Source organism: Streptomyces sp. NPDC107550, assembly GCF_055639095.1.
In genome coordinates, this window is sequence record NZ_JBVKBC010000031.1 from 24,689 (window position 1) to 39,782 (window position 15,094).

Consider the following 15,094-nt stretch of genomic DNA (forward strand, 5'->3'; position numbering starts at 1 on the left):
CCTACGCCCGTAAGTCCGTACGCCCGTGCATCCGCGACGGCCTCCTCTCTCACCCTCCCTTCACCCTGCGCCCGACTCCCTCACCGCCCGTCCCGTCCGCCGCATCTCCGCCCGCCATCTCTCCGCCCCGCCTTCACCTCGCGCCGCCCCCTCCCCTCGCCGTGTCCGCCCGCGCCACCCTGTTCCCTCGTCGTCACCGAAGGGCCTCGCCGCCATGCGCTCCTCCACGCTCACCTCCACGTTCGCGCTGCTCACCGTCGCCGCTCTCGGGCTGACCGCCTGCGGTTCGGGCGGCGGCACCGACGCGGCGCCCGCCGGAGCCGCCGCGAGCGACAAGCTGCCGACGCGGGACGTGGTGGCGTCGGTCAAGAAGGACCCGGCGGCGGCCCGGCTGCTCCCCGCAGACGTCCGCGCGAAGGGCCGGCTGACCCTCGCGGCGAGCGTCGGCGGCACCCCGCCCGGCTCCGCCTATCTGCCCGACGGCAAGACGGTCGTCGGGCAGGACATCGACTTCGCCGACGCGGTCGCCAAGGTCCTCGGCATCGAGCTGCGCCGCGAGGTCGCCGGCTTCGAGGCGATCCTGCCCGCGCTCGACAGCGGCAAGTACGACGTCGGCACCGGCAACTTCGGCGTCACCGACGAGCGCCGCAAGACGCTGGACTTCGTCACGTACATCAACGACGGCCAGGGCTTCGCCGTACGCGAGGACAGCGATCTGAAGAAGGTCACGAGCCTCACGCAGTTGTGCGGCCTGAACGTCGCCACGGGCGCGGGCACGACCTTCGAGGCGACCCTGGAGGAGAACAAGGGCCAGTGCGCGAAGGCCGGCAAGAAGCCGTACAGCGTGCGGACGTACGCGGAGTCGGGCGCGGCCTGGTCGTCGTTGCAGCAGGGCCGCTCGGACGTGCTGATGAGCACGATCAACGGGCTGCGCTACGGCGTCGCCCACCAGCGGGGGCTGCGCTTCCTCAACGAGTTCCACCGGCTCGACGTCGGCTTCGCGTTCAAGAAGGGCACCCCGCTGGCCCCGGCGTTCCGCAAGGCCGTCGACGACCTGATCGCCGACGGCACGTACGCGAAGATCCTGAAGAAGTGGGGCACGACCCCCTCGGCCGTCGGCCGCTCCCGGATCTCCCCGCCGGAGCTGCGGAACTGACCCGCCGGGCCGCCGGGCCGCGGGCGCGCCCGGCGGCCCGCTCAGCCGCAGTCGCAGCAGCTACAGCATTCGCAGCACTCACAGCACGAGCACGCCTCGCAGCACGAGCAGTCGCAGCCGTCGCAGTTGCCGCACCAGCCCTCCCGCTTCTTGCGCGACCAGGGGCCCTCGAACTCGTCGGCGCAGCACACCTTGCACGTGCAGCACAGCCCGATCGCGGCGGCGCACCCGGCGAAGAACCCGCGCTTGCCCGGCTGGAACGACGGCCCACCCCCGGACCCACCCGGCCCACCGGGACCACCGGGACCACCCGGCCCACCGGGACCACCGAAGCCGCCGCCCCCATAGGGATTGCCGCCGCCCCCGTAGGGATTGTTCGACGAGTACGCGTCGTTCGGCGCGTACGCTCCCGAACCGGACGGCACGTACGGGCTGCCCGGCGCCCCGGTCGGCGCCCACCCACCGGACCCGGGCCCCTGCCCTGCGCCCGGCCCGTGGCCCTCGCCACCCCCGTCCGCGTGCCCGCCCGCGTGCCCGCACGCCCCGGTGCCGAACGCCCGGTCCACCGACCGCCGCAGCTCGTGCGCGAGGAGCAGATGCGCGAGCCGCCCGTCCACGAACTCCACTTCGCGCAGCGCGAGCCGGATGCCGTGCAGGGCGTCGTCGGCGAGGCGGCGGGCCTCGGCGGTGCTGGTGCCGGTCGCGGTCAGCGGGTTCCACGCCCCTGCCGCCCGGTCGGCCTCCTGGTCCTCGACCGCGTCCAGGAGGTGCGCGAGCCGCCCGAACAGGCGGCCCGCCTCGGCGAGCGGCGCCGCGTTGTGCGGGCGGCCCGCGAGGACGGCGGTGTGCGCGAAGGCGGCGGCGGTCGCGGTCTCGGTCGGCTCGGTCACGCTCAGCACGGACGTGCCGGGCCCGGCGAGCGCCTCGACGCCGGCCTGCCGGTCCACCGCGTCGAGCAGCACGGCCGTGTCGAAGCCGACGTCCCCGGCCGTACGGGCGCCGGCCCGCCCCCAGCTCGCGGCGACCCGGCGCGCGGCGAGGGCCACCGGCCGCCGCCCGAACACGCCGTCCCGGTCGTCGACGTGGTCGCGGACCTTGGCCGACGCCAGCACCAGCGACACGGCGGCGGCGAGCCGGGCGCCCTCACCCCGCGCGACGGACGCGGTGCGCATACCGCGTAGCGGGCAGGGTCCGGCCTGTCTACGCCAGTTGTCCGCGCCGGGCCGCTCGGCCTGAGCCTCCGTCAGTACGGAGATGAGCAGCCCGTCGTAGTTGGTGACGACGCGGGCGAACTGCCCGTGGTCGCCGCGCAGCGCCAGACACAGGCCGCACAGGTGCGCCATCCACTGCGTCTTGAGCGCGTCACCGAGCCGATGACTACAAGGTCGGACCATTCCGAACAAAGCGACTCCCCCGTGCGTCGGATGACGGCGTGTCAACCGGGCGTGACCCCCGTCACCCCCGCCGCGACACGCCGACCGGCGAAAAGAACCCCGGCATCGTACCGACCGCGTACCGATGCGCCCCGAACCCCCTGCACGCCCCCGGGTTCACCCGTACGCCGTGAGCGTCCCCCAAATGCCGTGAAGAATAATATTTCACTCCTGGTCAGCAGGCGTACCCCGTACAGCCCTTGGGAACGCGGGGGCCACAGCGTGTTGACTGTGCACCAGTACCGTCACGAAAACCCCGCGCGGCGACTATCCACTTGGCGCGGCATCTGCATCATGGACGAACATTGGGGATGCACGACGTGCGGAACGCAGAGGAACCGCTGTGAGAGGAGGCGTCCATGGGATCGGTGCGCAAGGCGAGTGCCTGGCTTGGCCTCGTCGACGACAACGATGACGAGCGTTACTACGACGACGAGTACGCCGAAGGACCCGAGCCCGGCGACGCATGGGTGACGGACCCGCGCGTGAAGGTCGCGGAGGAGCAGGCGGAGGAGCAGGGCCGCCGGATCGGCACGGTGACCCCGGACAGCTTCCGGGACGCCCGCCGGATCGGGGAGATGTTCCGGGACGGCGTTCCGGTGATCATGAACCTCACGGCGATGGAGCCGGCCGACGCCAAGCGCGTCGTCGACTTCGCCGCGGGCCTGATCTTCGGTCTGCGCGGTTCGATCGACCGGGTCGCCACCCGGGTCTTCCTGCTGTCCCCCGCGGACACGGAAATCGTGTCCGGACGGGACGCCACGAGCCAGCAGGACGGTTTCTTCAACCAGAGCTGAGCGCCTGCCCGGCGGGTGGAAGGGTGCGTACGTCCGGCCCCGCCCGGACGCACCCGCCCCCCCCACGGCAGAACCCCTCAGGTGAACGCCCCCCAGGGGCGCGGGGAACTGCGCGAGAACCCCCACGGCGCGGCACTAGACCCCACAACGGGACGCCCCCACACCACAGCACCGCTCACCCCATACGGCGCCCCCGGCCCCGACTCCCCAGGTCACACGACCGAAGACCGCCGCCGAGAAGGCTCCCCCGCCTCAGCCGAAGCCCCGGCACCGGAACCAGCCCCGGCACCAGAACCCGCGCCAGAACCCGCATCCGCACCGGAACCCCCCTCCTCACAATCCATCCGGCGAGGAAGCCGCAACGCCGCCCCCGCACCGAGCAGCAGCAGAACCGCGCTGACGACCAGCGTCACATGCAGCCCGTGCACGAACGCCCCCCGCGCGGCCGCCCGCAGCGCCGCCCCCGCCGACCCCCCGAGCCGCTCGGCGAGCCCGTACGCCTCCCCCAGTGAGTGCCCCGCCGCCTCACTCGTCGCCGCCGGCACCCCGGGAACACGCGCGAGCCCGGGCGAGTACGCCGCGTTCATGACGGAGCCGAGAAGCGCGATGCCCATGCCCGCGCCGAGCTGGTACGAGGTCTCGCCGATCGCCGCCGCGCCCCCCGCGTCGTCCGCCGGCGCCTCCGTCAGCATCGACTCGTACGCCCCGAACAGGGTCGACTGGAAGCCGAAGCCGAGCAGTATGAACCCGGTGCCGAGCAGCCACGGCCGGTCGTGGTCGCCCATCAGACACAGCAGCAGGACCGCGCCCGCGGTGAGCGTGAACCCGAAGCTGACCATCCGGCGCGGCCCGACGCGGCGCAGGTTCGACGAGCCGAGGACGCCCGCGGCCATGGCGGCGAAGGTGAGCGGCAGCATCCGAAGGCCGGTCTCCAGCGGGCTCAGTCCGAGGACGAGCTGGAGGTACTGGACCGCGATCAGCTCAAGGCCGACCAGGGCCAGCATGGCGATGACGATGCAGCCGACGGAGGTGGAGAACGCGGCCCGCGAGAACAGCCGCATGTCGATCAGCGGGTGCTCGCGCCGCCGCTGCCTGCGCACGAACAGGGCGAGCAGCGCGACGCCCACGAGGAACGGCAGCACCGCTCCCCCGGCGAGCAGATCGCGCCGGATGCCGAGTTCCTTGATGCCGTAGACCACGCCGAGGACGCCGAGCGCGGCCAGCAGCGCGCCGAACAGGTCCCAGGGCCCGTCCGAGCGCCCCTTCGACTCGGGCACCAGCAGCCGGCACAGCGGCAGCATGACGGCCATCAGCGGGATGTTGATGAGGAAGACCGAGCCCCACCAGAAGTGCTCGACGAGGAAGCCGCCGAGGACGGGGCCGGTCGCGGCGCCGACCGCGGCGACGGCCGTCCACACGCCGATGGCGACGGCCCGCTCGTGCCGGTCGGGGAAGACGTCCCGCAGGATCGACAGCGTCGCGGGCATGATCATCGCGCCGCCTATGCCGAGCAGGGCCCGCGCGCAGATCAGGACGAGGGCCGTGTCGGAGACGACGGCGAGAGCGGAGGCGATGCCGAACAGGCCGTAGCCGAGCAGCAGCACGCGCCGTCTGCCGACGCGGTCGCCGAGGGTGCCGAAGAGGATCAGGAGCGAGGCGCAGACCAGCGGATAGGCGTCGCCGATCCACAGCAGCTCGACGGAGGTGGGCCGCAGGTCCTCGGTGACCGAGGGCAGGGCGACGTAGAGGATGGTCGAGTCGAGGGCGACGAGCAGCAGGCTGGTGCAGAGCACCACCAGGACGACCCAGCGGTTCGCGCGGGCCACCCTCGCGGCCAGGCCGCGGCTCGGGCGCCCGGAGGCCGTGTTCGTCCCGGACATGTGCGTACCTCCCAATGGTCCTCGCGTTCGGCGTGTCCGGGGGCTGGGGACGGCCCGCGGCCTCGGCCCAGGGAGCGAACTCCCGGCCCCGCAGCGAAAGGCGAGTGAGCGGCCAGAGTACGCGAGTTCGGTCGGGGTACACGTGGCGGACCTCTCAAGGAACGCGCCGGTCGATGTGGTGTCCGCCACTCGGCCGGACGGGGGCGGTGCGCGGGGTCCGGTCACAGGGCGCCGATAATCGGGCCCGTGATCGACGTGGAAGCAGGGGAAGCAAGCGAGCGGCCGACGCTGCGCAGGGCCTGGCCCGCGCTCCTGCTGTACGCGGGGGTGCGGGCCCTCGGCCTCGCCGCGCTCGCGGTCGGCGGCGCGCTCGCCGGGAAGAACCCGCACACGCTGCTGACGGCCCGCTGGGACTCCCTCTGGTACACGCGGGTCGCCGAGCACGGCTACGGCTGGTCGGTGACGCTCCCGGACGGCAGTGTCCACTCGAACCTGGCGTTCTTCCCGCTGCTGCCCTGGCTGGAGCGGGCCGTGTCGGCGCTGACCCCGCTGAGCGCGCCGGACGCGGGCCTCGCGGTGAGCTGGGTGGCCTCGCTCGCGGCGGCCTGGGGCGTCTTCGCGCTGGGCGACCGGCTGTACGGGCGGCGGGCCGGGGTGTGCCTCGCGGTGCTGTGGGGGGCGCTGCCGGTGGGCGTCGTGGCGTCGATGGCGTACAGCGAGGCCCTGTTCACGGCGCTCGCCGCGTGGGGCCTGTACGCGGTCGTACGGCGGCACTGGGTGAGCGCGGGCCTGCTGGCGTCGCTGGCGGGGCTGACGCGTCCGGTCGGCGCGGCGGTCGTGGCGGCGGTGTGGGTGGGGGCCGCGCTGTGGATCGCGGCGGAGCGGCGGGTCCCGTGGCGCCTGGTGCTGGGGGTGCTGCTGGCGCCGGTGGGGGCGGCGGCGTACGTGCTGTGGGTGGGGCATCGCACGGGCGGCGGCCTCTTCGGCTATCTGGACGTGCAGGCGCAGTGGGGCAACGGCTTCGACGGGGGCCTGTCCTTCGCCCGCTTCGTCGCCGACAAGTTCACGTCACTTCCGGGCGCGCTCGCGGGGCTCGGCCTGATCGCCGGTGTGGTGCTCGTGCTCTGGCTGTACGTGAGCGGGGTGCGGGCGCGTCAGCCGGTGCCGGTGCTGGTGTACACGGGGATCGTGGTGGCGCTTGCGCTGTGCGCTTCGGGGTACTTCGGATCGAAGCCGCGCCTGCTGCTGCCCGCGTTCCCGCTGCTCCTGCCGGTCGCGGTGGCGCTGGGGCGGTGGCGTACGAGCAGGTCGGCGTGGGTGCTCGGGGGGCTGGCGCTGGTCTCGGCGGGGTACGGGGCGTTCTGGCTGACCGGTTCGGGTCCGCCGTGACCGTCCCCGACCGTCCTTGATCGACCCCGAGGGCCCCGATGAGCGGACGGAGAATTCCGTGCCAGCAGGCGGTGAACGCATTGATAAGCGCTTCAATAACGCGCCCACGGGACGATCAGGCAATTCACGGAAAGAGATGTTCCGGCTCCGCGGATTTCGGGGAATACCACGTGTCCTGAGATCAATCCCACATCACATCGTCATCACAAAGCCACTGTTCCGTCCTGGTCCCCGGCGCGTCCGCTGTAGCGTCGATTGGGTGCGTACCGAACGAAACCTGACCCGGCGTGTCGACCGGGTCTTCGCGCGGCTCGACCGCGAGCCCGAACGGCCGGCCCTTCTGGACATGCCCCGGATGAGCCGGCACCGCGTCGTGCTCTTCGGCCTGACGCTGGCGTTCTACCTGGCCATCGTGGTCGCGGTCGTCACCACGTCGGCGCTGGTCGCGCTCGACTGGCAGGTCATGTTCTTCCGCCCGTACCAGCAGTGGCCCGAGGTGCACGCGTTCCTCGACTACTGGGTGGTCCTCGGGCAGCGCGGCCCGACCGCCGTCATGGTGATGGCCTGGCTGGGCTGGCGCTCGTGGCGGCAGCACACGCTGCGCCCACTGCTCACCTTCGGCGCCGCGCTGCTGCTGCTCAATCTGACGGTGGGCGCGGCGAAGCTGGGCATGGGCCGCCTCGGCCCGCACTACGCGACCGCCATCGGCTCCAACGAGATGTGGGGCGGCGGCGACATATTCCCCTCGGGCCACACCGCGAACGCGGTGGTGACCTGGGGCATCCTCGCGTATCTGGCCTCGACCCCGCGCGCCCGGCGGTGGCTGTCGGCGGTCTCCGCGGTGATCTCCCTCAGCGTCGGCCTGACCACGGTCTACCTCGGTACGCACTGGCTGAGCGATGTGCTCCTCGGCTGGGCCGCGGGCCTGCTGATCCTGCTGGCGCTGCCCTGGTTCGAGCCGCTGGTGACCCGGGTCGAGGCCGTCATCCTCGCCCTGCGCGACCGGCTGCGCGCCCGCGCCGGCGCGGCCCCCGCCGAGGCGCCCCGGCCGGCCCCGCAGCCCGTGCCGGTGCCCGCGATGGCCCCGCGCTCCCCCGCCCCGGCCCCGGCCGACGACGAGGTCCGCGCCCGCGAGCCCGTCGGCGCCGCCCGGCGGCACACCCCCCATCTCGCCCCTGGCCCGCACACCCCGCGCGGCGAGCGCACCCCGGTGACCCCGGCGGGCAGCCGCCGCCCGGTGACCGAGCGACTGCCCCGTACGGCACCCTCCGCGCGCACGTTCTAGCGCCCCGGACAGCGGGCGGCCCGGTACGCACAAGCCCCGCCCGCACAGCGAAGGCCCCGCACCGAGAGGTACGGGGCCTTCGCGCGTTCCGGGGACGCTCGGGCGGGCTCAGCCCTTCCAGCAGCGCGTCACCGTGTCGCCGTCCACCTCGAAGTTGAGGCGGCCCGCGAGGTACTCCATGGTGATGATCGCCCCCGGCGGCAGCTTCCTGACGGTGGACCAGCCACGGCCGCGCGCCTGCCGCTCGGCGCTCTCGGCGTCGAGCCCGACATAGGCGTCGGGGTCGTCCTGGGGGGCTTCGGGCGGGGTCGGAATGGGTGCCATGCGGCCACCGTAAGCGGTGCGCGAGGCCCACGCCAGGGCCACCCGCGCGGGCCGCCCCTCTCCTCGTACGGTCACGCTTTCGTCACAAGATCACGACGGTTGTTTCCCTCGAACTCGCTCACACGATCGGGCGGTTCAGCACTTCTCACTCGTTTCTTACTCTGCCGCTCCCGGCCCCGAAGCGGGGAATTCCGGCGGCTTCCGAAAAGGGTGCCGGGGGGCTATACCAGCGGGGCCGCGCGGGCTCAACTCAATTCCGTACCCGATAACGCGAGTACGCCCTCCCCGAGGGGCTCAAGTCGTCCGGGAATTGCCCCTGAAGGGCGGAAAGAGGGCGGCGGGCCCTGTCCGCCGGCGAGGGCGGCGGCGGTGGCGCGGGGCCGTGCGCGCGGCCGGAGCGGGCCGGGCAGCACGAAGGGGCGACGGTCTGCCCGTCGCCCCTCATCACTGAGCCTAAACAGCCCCGAGAGCCCGGGCGCCCCGGCGTCAGCGCTGGGCCGTCTCCCTCCGCCCCGCGCCCTGGGGCTTGATCGCGCCCCGGGCCTCGGCGGCCGTGCCGGGCTTCCCGCCGTCCTTGGACGCGACGGCCTTCACCACGACGGACAGGTCGTTGTCCGCGGTGTAGTACGGCTCGGCGGTCCGCTCCGGGCCGCCGGCCGTGACGCGCTGCACGGGGTAGGTGAAGATCGGCTTCTTGTCGGCGACGTCGTCGAGCAGCCGCGCGACCCGCACCTCGGGCCCGTCGTCACCGGCCGGGCGCAGCCACAGGTCCCAGCGCCCCGGGCCGAGGTCCGCGTACGCCAGCCGTACGGTGAAGCGGGCGCCGTCCGCGTCGAGCGCGGCCCGCAGGACGGGGCCGCCCTCCTCCCGTGCTCGTATGTCGGCGTGGGCCTTCGCGTCGAACGTCACGCCGTACAGCCGGCCGTCCACCGTCAGTTCGCTGTCGGCGACGAGGAGTTCCCCGGCCTCGGCGTGCGGGGCGCGGTGCCAGCTGCGGACCGTGAGGTTGCCGTGCTTGGTGGCGTACGGGATGCGGACGGCGACATGGCCGCGGGCGCCGCTGGGGGCGCGGTCCACCAGGGAACGCAGGTCGTTCACCCCCGGCACCAGGCGGATCGGCTCCTCGCCCGACGCCTGGATGAAGGCGTCCCAGCGGCCCTCGGGCAGACCCACGCTCATGGGCAGCGAGGCGCGCAGCCGGCCGTCGGCCGCCGGGGTCAGCGGCAGCCGCACCTCCTCGCCGTGCGCCCGCTCGACGAGCAGCAGATGCGGGGCGGTGCCGGACGCGCCGAGGTCGCAGACGTCGAAGGTGAGGCCGCCGGCGGAGTCGGCGATGCAGTCGGCGCGGGGGGCCATGCGGGCGGTCCTGTCGTCGGCGGGGGCGGGCACGGGCGTGGCGAGCGTCATGCGGCGCGTCCCTTTCCCGGGGCGCGGAAGGCGTCCCGCACGGCGTAGGCGCCGCCGAGCAGGGAGCCGCGGGCGCGGTGCAGCAGGCCCGTCGTGGCGCGACGGGCGGTGAGCGAGCCGAACAGCGTCTCGTAGCGTTCGGCGATGTGCGCCGGGTCGAAGCGCTCGGAGCGGGTGAGGGCGCGGGCCGCCATCCGCTCACGCAGGTCGTCGTCGTTGATCAGTTCGAGCAGGCCGGAGGAGATGGCGTCCACGTCACCGACGCGGACGAGGCGGCCGTCGACGCCGTTGTCGATGATCTCGCCGGGGCCGTGCGGGCAGTCGGTGGAGACGACGGGCAGGCCGCAGCGCATGGCCTCGACGATGGTCATACCGAACGACTCGAAGGTCGAGGTGACGGCGGCGAGGGAGCCCTTGGCCCACTCGGGCTCGATGGGGTGCGCGGGGCCCATCAGGAAGACGTGGTTGTACAGGCCGAGCTCGTCGATCAGGCGGCGCAGACGGTCCTTCTGCTTGCCGCCGCCGTAGATCCGCAGCCGCCAGTCGGGGCGCTCCTTGCGGACCCGGTCGAAGGCGCGGATCAGCAGGTCGTAGCGCTTGACGGGGGCGAGCCTGCCGGCGGCGACGACCCACTTGCCGGAGCCGTCGGCGGGCGGCACGGAGGGTGCGGGCACCGGGTTGGGCATGGCCTCGACGCGGACGCCGGGCAGCCGCATGCCGGAGCGGTAGGCGCGGGCGTCGGCCTCGGTGGTGGTGGTCAGCGCGTCGAGCCGGGGGTAGACGCCGCGCAGCCGTCGGCGCAGCCCGTCCGAGTGCGTGTCGAGCGTGAGGTGCTCCTGGCCCACGCGCAGGGGGCCGCGCCGGGTCTGGGTGGCGAGGTGCAGATTGAGCCCGGGCCGCGTGCCGACCACGACATCGGCCTCCACGCGCGCGAGGTGGTCGGCGATGCGCTGGTCGGTGAGGGCGCTGTACTGCTGGTAGCGCCCCTCCTGGTGGGGGAAGACCGCGGCGGGGCGGGCGTGATCGGGGTGGTCGCCCTCGTAGCCGGGGGCGTCCGCGCGCAGGTCCACGAGGTGACGTACCTTCACGCGCCGGTCGGGGGTGAAGACCGGCTCGTCACGGTGGCGGAAGACGGAGACGACCTCCACGTCGTGATGCTCCGCCAGTGTGTTGGCGAGGTTGTACGTCGTGCGGATCGTCCCTCCGATCCCATACGCGTTGTGAATCAGGAAAGAAATCTGCATGCGTCCCCGTATCCCACCTTTTTCCGCGGTCAGTCCGTCTACCGTTGAGTTAGACGGAGATGCCCGGTCGAGGGTTGTTCCTCGTCGTCATCTTGTTCCAGAACGGATGCCGGATCGGTAAGCAAGTTCGGGAACCATTTGGCCACTTTGTCGAGCGGGGGCGGGTAGCCGCTGGTGAGCGCGGCGGAGGGCGTCAATCCGCGTACGGACCCTGTCACCGTCCCGGGTAACCCGTGAGGGGCATGTGACTCATCCCCGGGCGCGGGCGTCCGGCAGGGTCAGCAGCGTGCCGGCGACGAGCCGGTCCGGGTCGGCGCCGATCGCCTTGCGGTTGGCCCGGTACAGCGCCTGCCAGCCGCCGGGGACCTTGAAGCGGGCGGCGAGGGAGGCGAGCGTCTCGCCGCGCCGCACGATGTGCCCGCGGCCGGTCAGCCTGTACTTGCGTGCGCACGCGGGCCACGCCCGCCAGCCCTGGCCGCGCAGCACCGCCTCGGCGACCAGGATCTGCTCCTCGCGGGTGGCGAGGTCGGCGCGGGGCGCGTAGGCGAGGCCGCCGTACTCCTTCCACGTGGGCTGCCAGAACTGGAGCCCGCCGTAGTAGCGGTTGCCGGTGTTCGCGTGCCAGTCGCCGCCGCTCTCGCACTGGGCGAGGCAGTCCCAGGGCCACTCGCCCTTGCCGCAGGTGGCGGGGGGCCGCCCGGCACCCGTGCTGGTACCGGCGCCCGCGCCCGCCCCGGGTCCGGTCCCCGCGGCGGCCGCCGGCACTGCCGTCAGAGAACCCGCCAGGAACGCCACACCGGCGAGCAGCAGCCCGGCACGAGCCACAGCCACCGAACGCCCGCGCCGGACGGACGCCGGGGCCGGGGCCGGGGCCGATACCGAGGCCCAGGCCGAAGCCGAGGCCGGGGCCGAAGCCGGAGCCGAGGCCGGAACCAGGGCCGGGGACCGCGGGGCGGCGGAGGGCTCGGCCGGGTGGATCAGATGTTTGTCATCACGCATCGCGTCACGCTAAGCAGCGCCCGCGAGGGCGCCCGCGTGGCGCGCCCGCGCGCGTGAGGGCCCCACCCGGTCGGCCGACCGCCACGCAAGACAGCGCCCTCCACGACGAGTTCCAGCCACACGCCACCCACCCGCCGGCACACGCCGCACCGGCCGATTTCCCGATGTGTCGACCTGTCGCTCAGCCGACCGCGCCACGGCGGGCGGCACGTTCCTCCCCCGGCGCCGCCGAACGGGCCGATTCCGTTCGGTTCCGGGCGTGACTTGGGCCGCCGATCGCCCGTTGTGCCTTCATAGCCACAGCACGACCCGACCGATCATGAGGAGTCCCCCGTGCCGCGCTTGCTCGACGTCAGTGACGAGGTACGCGCCGAGATCGGCGACGAAGAAGCCGACCGGCTGCTCGCCGGAGACAACGCCCCGGGCAGCTACGACTGCACGTCCTGCCGCACCCCCGGCGACCCCGCGCAGGAGCGCACGAGCACGGTCCTCTTCGTCGGCGACGAGACCGCCGTACTCGCCTTCGCCCACGCGGCCTGCCTGCCCTCGCAGGTCGTCCAGGTCGCCGAGGACCAGCTGAGGGGCGCCGTCCAGTCCGCCACCGGCACGCCCGGCCCGACCGGCGGCGCCGCCCCCGCGGGGGACGCGCCCGCGCAGGCCGTCCTCGGCGTGACCAGCGGCCTGGTGCTGCTCGGCAGCGATCTGCACCCGGCGCTCGTCGTCGAGCCGACCGGCCCGATCGCCCGCCCCGGCACCGACGGCAGCGGCGGTGACGACTTCCTGCCGCTCCTGATCGAGCAGGGCTTCATGCCGCTGACCGAGCTGTCGGAGGCGCCCGCCGTGCTGCCCGGCTGGTCGGTGCTGCTCGCCATGGGCCAGCTCCACGCGGTGCTCCAGCCCGGCACCGGCGGCTCCGCCGCGCAGGTCGCCTGGTGGCAGGCGCACCAGCCGCTCCAGGTGACGGAGGGCTGGCGGACCGCGGCGAACAAGACGCACACCGTGCTCGTCTTCGCCGCCCCGGCCGGCTCCATCGGCCGCCAGCCGCGCGAGGACCTGCTGCGCGACGCGCTCGACAAGGCCGCCGCCAACGGCCGTCTGGTGGGCGCCGCGATGCCGCTCGCGGGCACCTGAGCGCCCGCACCCGCCCGCACGGCCCGGAACCCCGCGCCTGTGCCCTGACGCCCCGCAACAGCCGAGGCCAAGGGCGCATCCGTCGGGGTTCCGGGTCGTTGGCACATACGTGCACGCATACGACACCCCCTCGACGCCCTCGGGCCGCCGTCAGGCGTACCAGCCGCCCATCCCCTCGATGCGCCCGGCGGAGAACCGCTCGGGCGGCCGCTCGGCGACCCCCATCTACGACGCCCTGTACGCGGAGTACCTCCGCTCCTTCCGGACGCTGCCCGGCGACCGCAGCGGCGAGGAAGACCTGGGCTTCACCGCCTTCGGCACGGGTCCCTACGCGGCCCGCCACCGCAGCCCCCACTACTCCCCCGCCCCCGCGGCCACCGCCCCGGCGCAGCACTCCTGGCCCGCACAGCAGAACGGGCGGCAGTACGGCCAGACTCATCATGTCCCGGCCGCCCTGCCGCCCGCCCCACGCCGTGAGCGCTGGGTGCGTGACGTCCCGTAACGCCTACTTCTTCTTGTTGCCGCGCTTCTCGCGCACCCGCACCGAGATGTGGATCGGCGTCCCCTCGAAACCGAACTCCTCGCGCAGACGCCGCTCCACGAAGCGCCGGTAGCCCGCCTCGATGAAGCCGGAGGCGAACAGCACGAACCGCGGCGGCTTCGTACCGGCCTGCGTACCGAACAGGATGCGGGGCTGCTTGCCGCCGCGGACCGGGTGCGGGTGCGAGGCGACCAGCTCGCCGAGGAAGGCGTTCAGACGGCCGGTCGGGACGCGGGTCTCCCAGCCCGCGAGGGCCGTCTCGATCGCCGGGACCAGCTTCTCCATGTGGCGGCCGGTGCGCGCCGACACGTTGACCCGGGGGGCCCAGGCGATCTGGCCCAGCTCGGTCTCGATCTCGCGCTCCAGGTAGTAGCGGCGCTCCTCGTCGAGGGTGTCCCACTTGTTGAACGCGACGACGATCGCGCGGCCCGCCTCGACCGCCATCGTCACGATCCGCTGGTCCTGTACGGAGATGGTCTCGGAGGCGTCGATCAGGATGACCGCGACCTCCGCCTTCTCCACGGCGGCGGCGGTGCGCAGCGAGGCGTAGTAGTCGGCGCCCTGCTGGAGGTGGACACGCTTGCGGATGCCCGCCGTGTCGACGAACTTCCAGGTCACGCCGCCCAGCTCGATCAGCTCGTCGACCGGGTCGCGGGTGGTGCCCGCCAGTTCGTTGACGACGACGCGCTCCTCGTCGGCCACCTTGTTCAGCAGCGAGGACTTGCCGACGTTCGGGCGGCCGATCAGGGCGATGCGGCGGGGGCCGCCGACGCCCGCGCCGCCGAACGTCTGCTGGGGCGCCTCGGGCAGCGCCTCAAGGACCGCGTCGAGCATGTCGCCGGTGCCGCGGCCGTGCAGCGAGGAGACGGGGTGCGGCTCGCCGATGCCGAGCGACCACAGGGCCGTGGCGTCGGCCTCGCCGGACGGGCCGTCCACCTTGTTGGCGCAGAGCACGACGGGCTTCTTGGCCTTGCGCAGCAGCCGTACGACGGCCTCGTCGGTGTCGGTGACGCCGACCGTGGAGTCGACGACGAAGACGACGGCGTCGGCGGTCTCGATGGCGTACTCCGCCTGCGCGGCGACCGACGCGTCGATGCCGAGCACGTCCTGCTCCCAGCCGCCGGTGTCGACGACCTTGAAGCGGCGGCCCGCCCACTCGGCCTCGTAGGTGACGCGGTCGCGGGTGACGCCGGGCTTGTCCTCGACGACGGCCTCGCGGCGGCCGATGATGCGGTTCACCAGGGTCGACTTGCCGACATTGGGGCGGCCGACGACGGCGAGGACGGGCAGCGGGCCGTGGCCGGCCTCCTCGATGGCGCCCTCGACATCCTCGACGTCGAAGCCCTCCTCGGCGGCCAGCTCCATGAACTGCGCGTACTCCGCGTCGCCGAGTTCCCCGTGCTCGTGGTCGGGGCCGCCCTCGGGCTGGGTCTGGTCGTTCATGAAGTCCGTACCTCGTCGTTCATTCGTGGTGATCGGTGCGTGTCCCCGTCCGGGGCGCGCGCACT

13 protein-coding genes are annotated in these 15,094 nt (G+C 73.4%); 6 read left to right on the top strand and 7 right to left on the bottom strand.

The window, feature by feature from the left end:
- Positions 1-214 precede the first annotated feature (214 nt).
- Positions 215-1,156 carry an ABC transporter substrate-binding protein gene (locus tag ACZ7LY_RS28680; RefSeq protein WP_471627636.1) on the top strand — a complete coding sequence of 314 codons (942 nt, stop codon included), beginning with the start codon at positions 215-217 and terminating at the stop codon, positions 1,154-1,156.
- Between the two features lie 41 nt (positions 1,157-1,197).
- Here the strand turns inward: ACZ7LY_RS28680 and ACZ7LY_RS28685 are convergent, their stop codons facing one another.
- Entirely contained in the window at positions 1,198-2,559 is a 1,362-nt protein-coding gene (locus tag ACZ7LY_RS28685) for a DUF5685 family protein (RefSeq protein ID WP_471627637.1), read from the bottom strand.
- Between the two features lie 389 nt (positions 2,560-2,948).
- On the opposite strand from ACZ7LY_RS28685, the gene ACZ7LY_RS28690 reads away from it, so the two are divergent.
- Entirely contained in the window at positions 2,949-3,386 is a 438-nt protein-coding gene (locus ACZ7LY_RS28690; protein ID WP_471627638.1) for a cell division protein SepF, read from the top strand.
- A 212-nt stretch (positions 3,387-3,598) separates the two neighbouring features.
- Here ACZ7LY_RS28690 and ACZ7LY_RS28695 read toward each other — a convergent pair whose 3' ends face one another.
- Positions 3,599-5,266 (bottom strand): MFS transporter, encoded by a 1,668-nt coding sequence (locus ACZ7LY_RS28695; protein ID WP_471627639.1) that lies wholly within the window; start codon positions 5,264-5,266, stop codon positions 3,599-3,601.
- 246 nt (positions 5,267-5,512) lie between these two features.
- Here ACZ7LY_RS28695 and ACZ7LY_RS28700 point away from each other — a divergent pair, with 246 nt between their 5' ends.
- Together ACZ7LY_RS28700 and ACZ7LY_RS28705 are read left to right on the top strand one after the other, a co-directional pair.
- Positions 5,513-6,655: a hypothetical protein gene (locus ACZ7LY_RS28700; protein WP_471627640.1), complete on the top strand. Its 1,143-nt coding sequence runs from the start codon at positions 5,513-5,515 to the stop codon at positions 6,653-6,655.
- A gap of 259 nt (positions 6,656-6,914) precedes the next feature.
- Complete coding sequence (locus ACZ7LY_RS28705) at positions 6,915-7,940, top strand: phosphatase PAP2 family protein (protein ID WP_471627641.1); 1,026 nt, start codon at positions 6,915-6,917, stop codon at positions 7,938-7,940.
- Between the two features lie 108 nt (positions 7,941-8,048).
- Here ACZ7LY_RS28705 and ACZ7LY_RS28710 read toward each other — a convergent pair whose 3' ends face one another.
- The 4 genes from ACZ7LY_RS28710 to ACZ7LY_RS28725 all read right to left on the bottom strand — a co-directional run bounded on the left by ACZ7LY_RS28710 (position 8,049) and on the right by ACZ7LY_RS28725 (position 11,740).
- Positions 8,049-8,264, bottom strand: a complete 216-nt coding sequence (locus ACZ7LY_RS28710) for an I78 family peptidase inhibitor (RefSeq protein ID WP_471627642.1) — start codon at positions 8,262-8,264, stop codon at positions 8,049-8,051.
- Positions 8,265-8,750: 486 nt separating this feature from the next.
- Positions 8,751-9,671, bottom strand: coding sequence for a hypothetical protein (locus ACZ7LY_RS28715; RefSeq protein WP_471627643.1), 921 nt, complete (start codon positions 9,669-9,671; stop codon positions 8,751-8,753).
- Positions 9,668-10,915, bottom strand: a complete 1,248-nt coding sequence (locus ACZ7LY_RS28720; protein ID WP_471627644.1) for a glycosyltransferase family 4 protein — start codon at positions 10,913-10,915, stop codon at positions 9,668-9,670. Before ACZ7LY_RS28720 ends, ACZ7LY_RS28715 begins: the two co-directional genes overlap by 4 nt.
- A 249-nt stretch (positions 10,916-11,164) precedes the next feature.
- Positions 11,165-11,740: a LysM peptidoglycan-binding domain-containing protein gene (locus ACZ7LY_RS28725; RefSeq protein WP_471627680.1), complete on the bottom strand. Its 576-nt coding sequence runs from the start codon at positions 11,738-11,740 to the stop codon at positions 11,165-11,167.
- A 507-nt stretch (positions 11,741-12,247) separates the two neighbouring features.
- On the opposite strand from ACZ7LY_RS28725, the gene ACZ7LY_RS28730 reads away from it, so the two are divergent.
- Both ACZ7LY_RS28730 and ACZ7LY_RS28735 read left to right on the top strand, forming a co-directional pair.
- A complete protein-coding gene (locus ACZ7LY_RS28730) occupies positions 12,248-13,045 on the top strand; it encodes a hypothetical protein (RefSeq protein ID WP_471627645.1) in 798 nt (265 codons plus the stop codon).
- A 109-nt stretch (positions 13,046-13,154) separates the two neighbouring features.
- Positions 13,155-13,547: a hypothetical protein gene (locus tag ACZ7LY_RS28735; protein ID WP_471627646.1), complete on the top strand. Its 393-nt coding sequence runs from the start codon at positions 13,155-13,157 to the stop codon at positions 13,545-13,547.
- 3 nt (positions 13,548-13,550) lie between these two features.
- Here the strand turns inward: ACZ7LY_RS28735 and der are convergent, their stop codons facing one another.
- The gene (gene der / locus ACZ7LY_RS28740) at positions 13,551-15,029 is read right to left on the bottom strand and encodes a ribosome biogenesis GTPase Der (protein WP_471627647.1); all 1,479 of its coding nucleotides are present in this window, start codon (positions 15,027-15,029) and stop codon (positions 13,551-13,553) included.
- Positions 15,030-15,094: the final 65 nt, after the last annotated feature.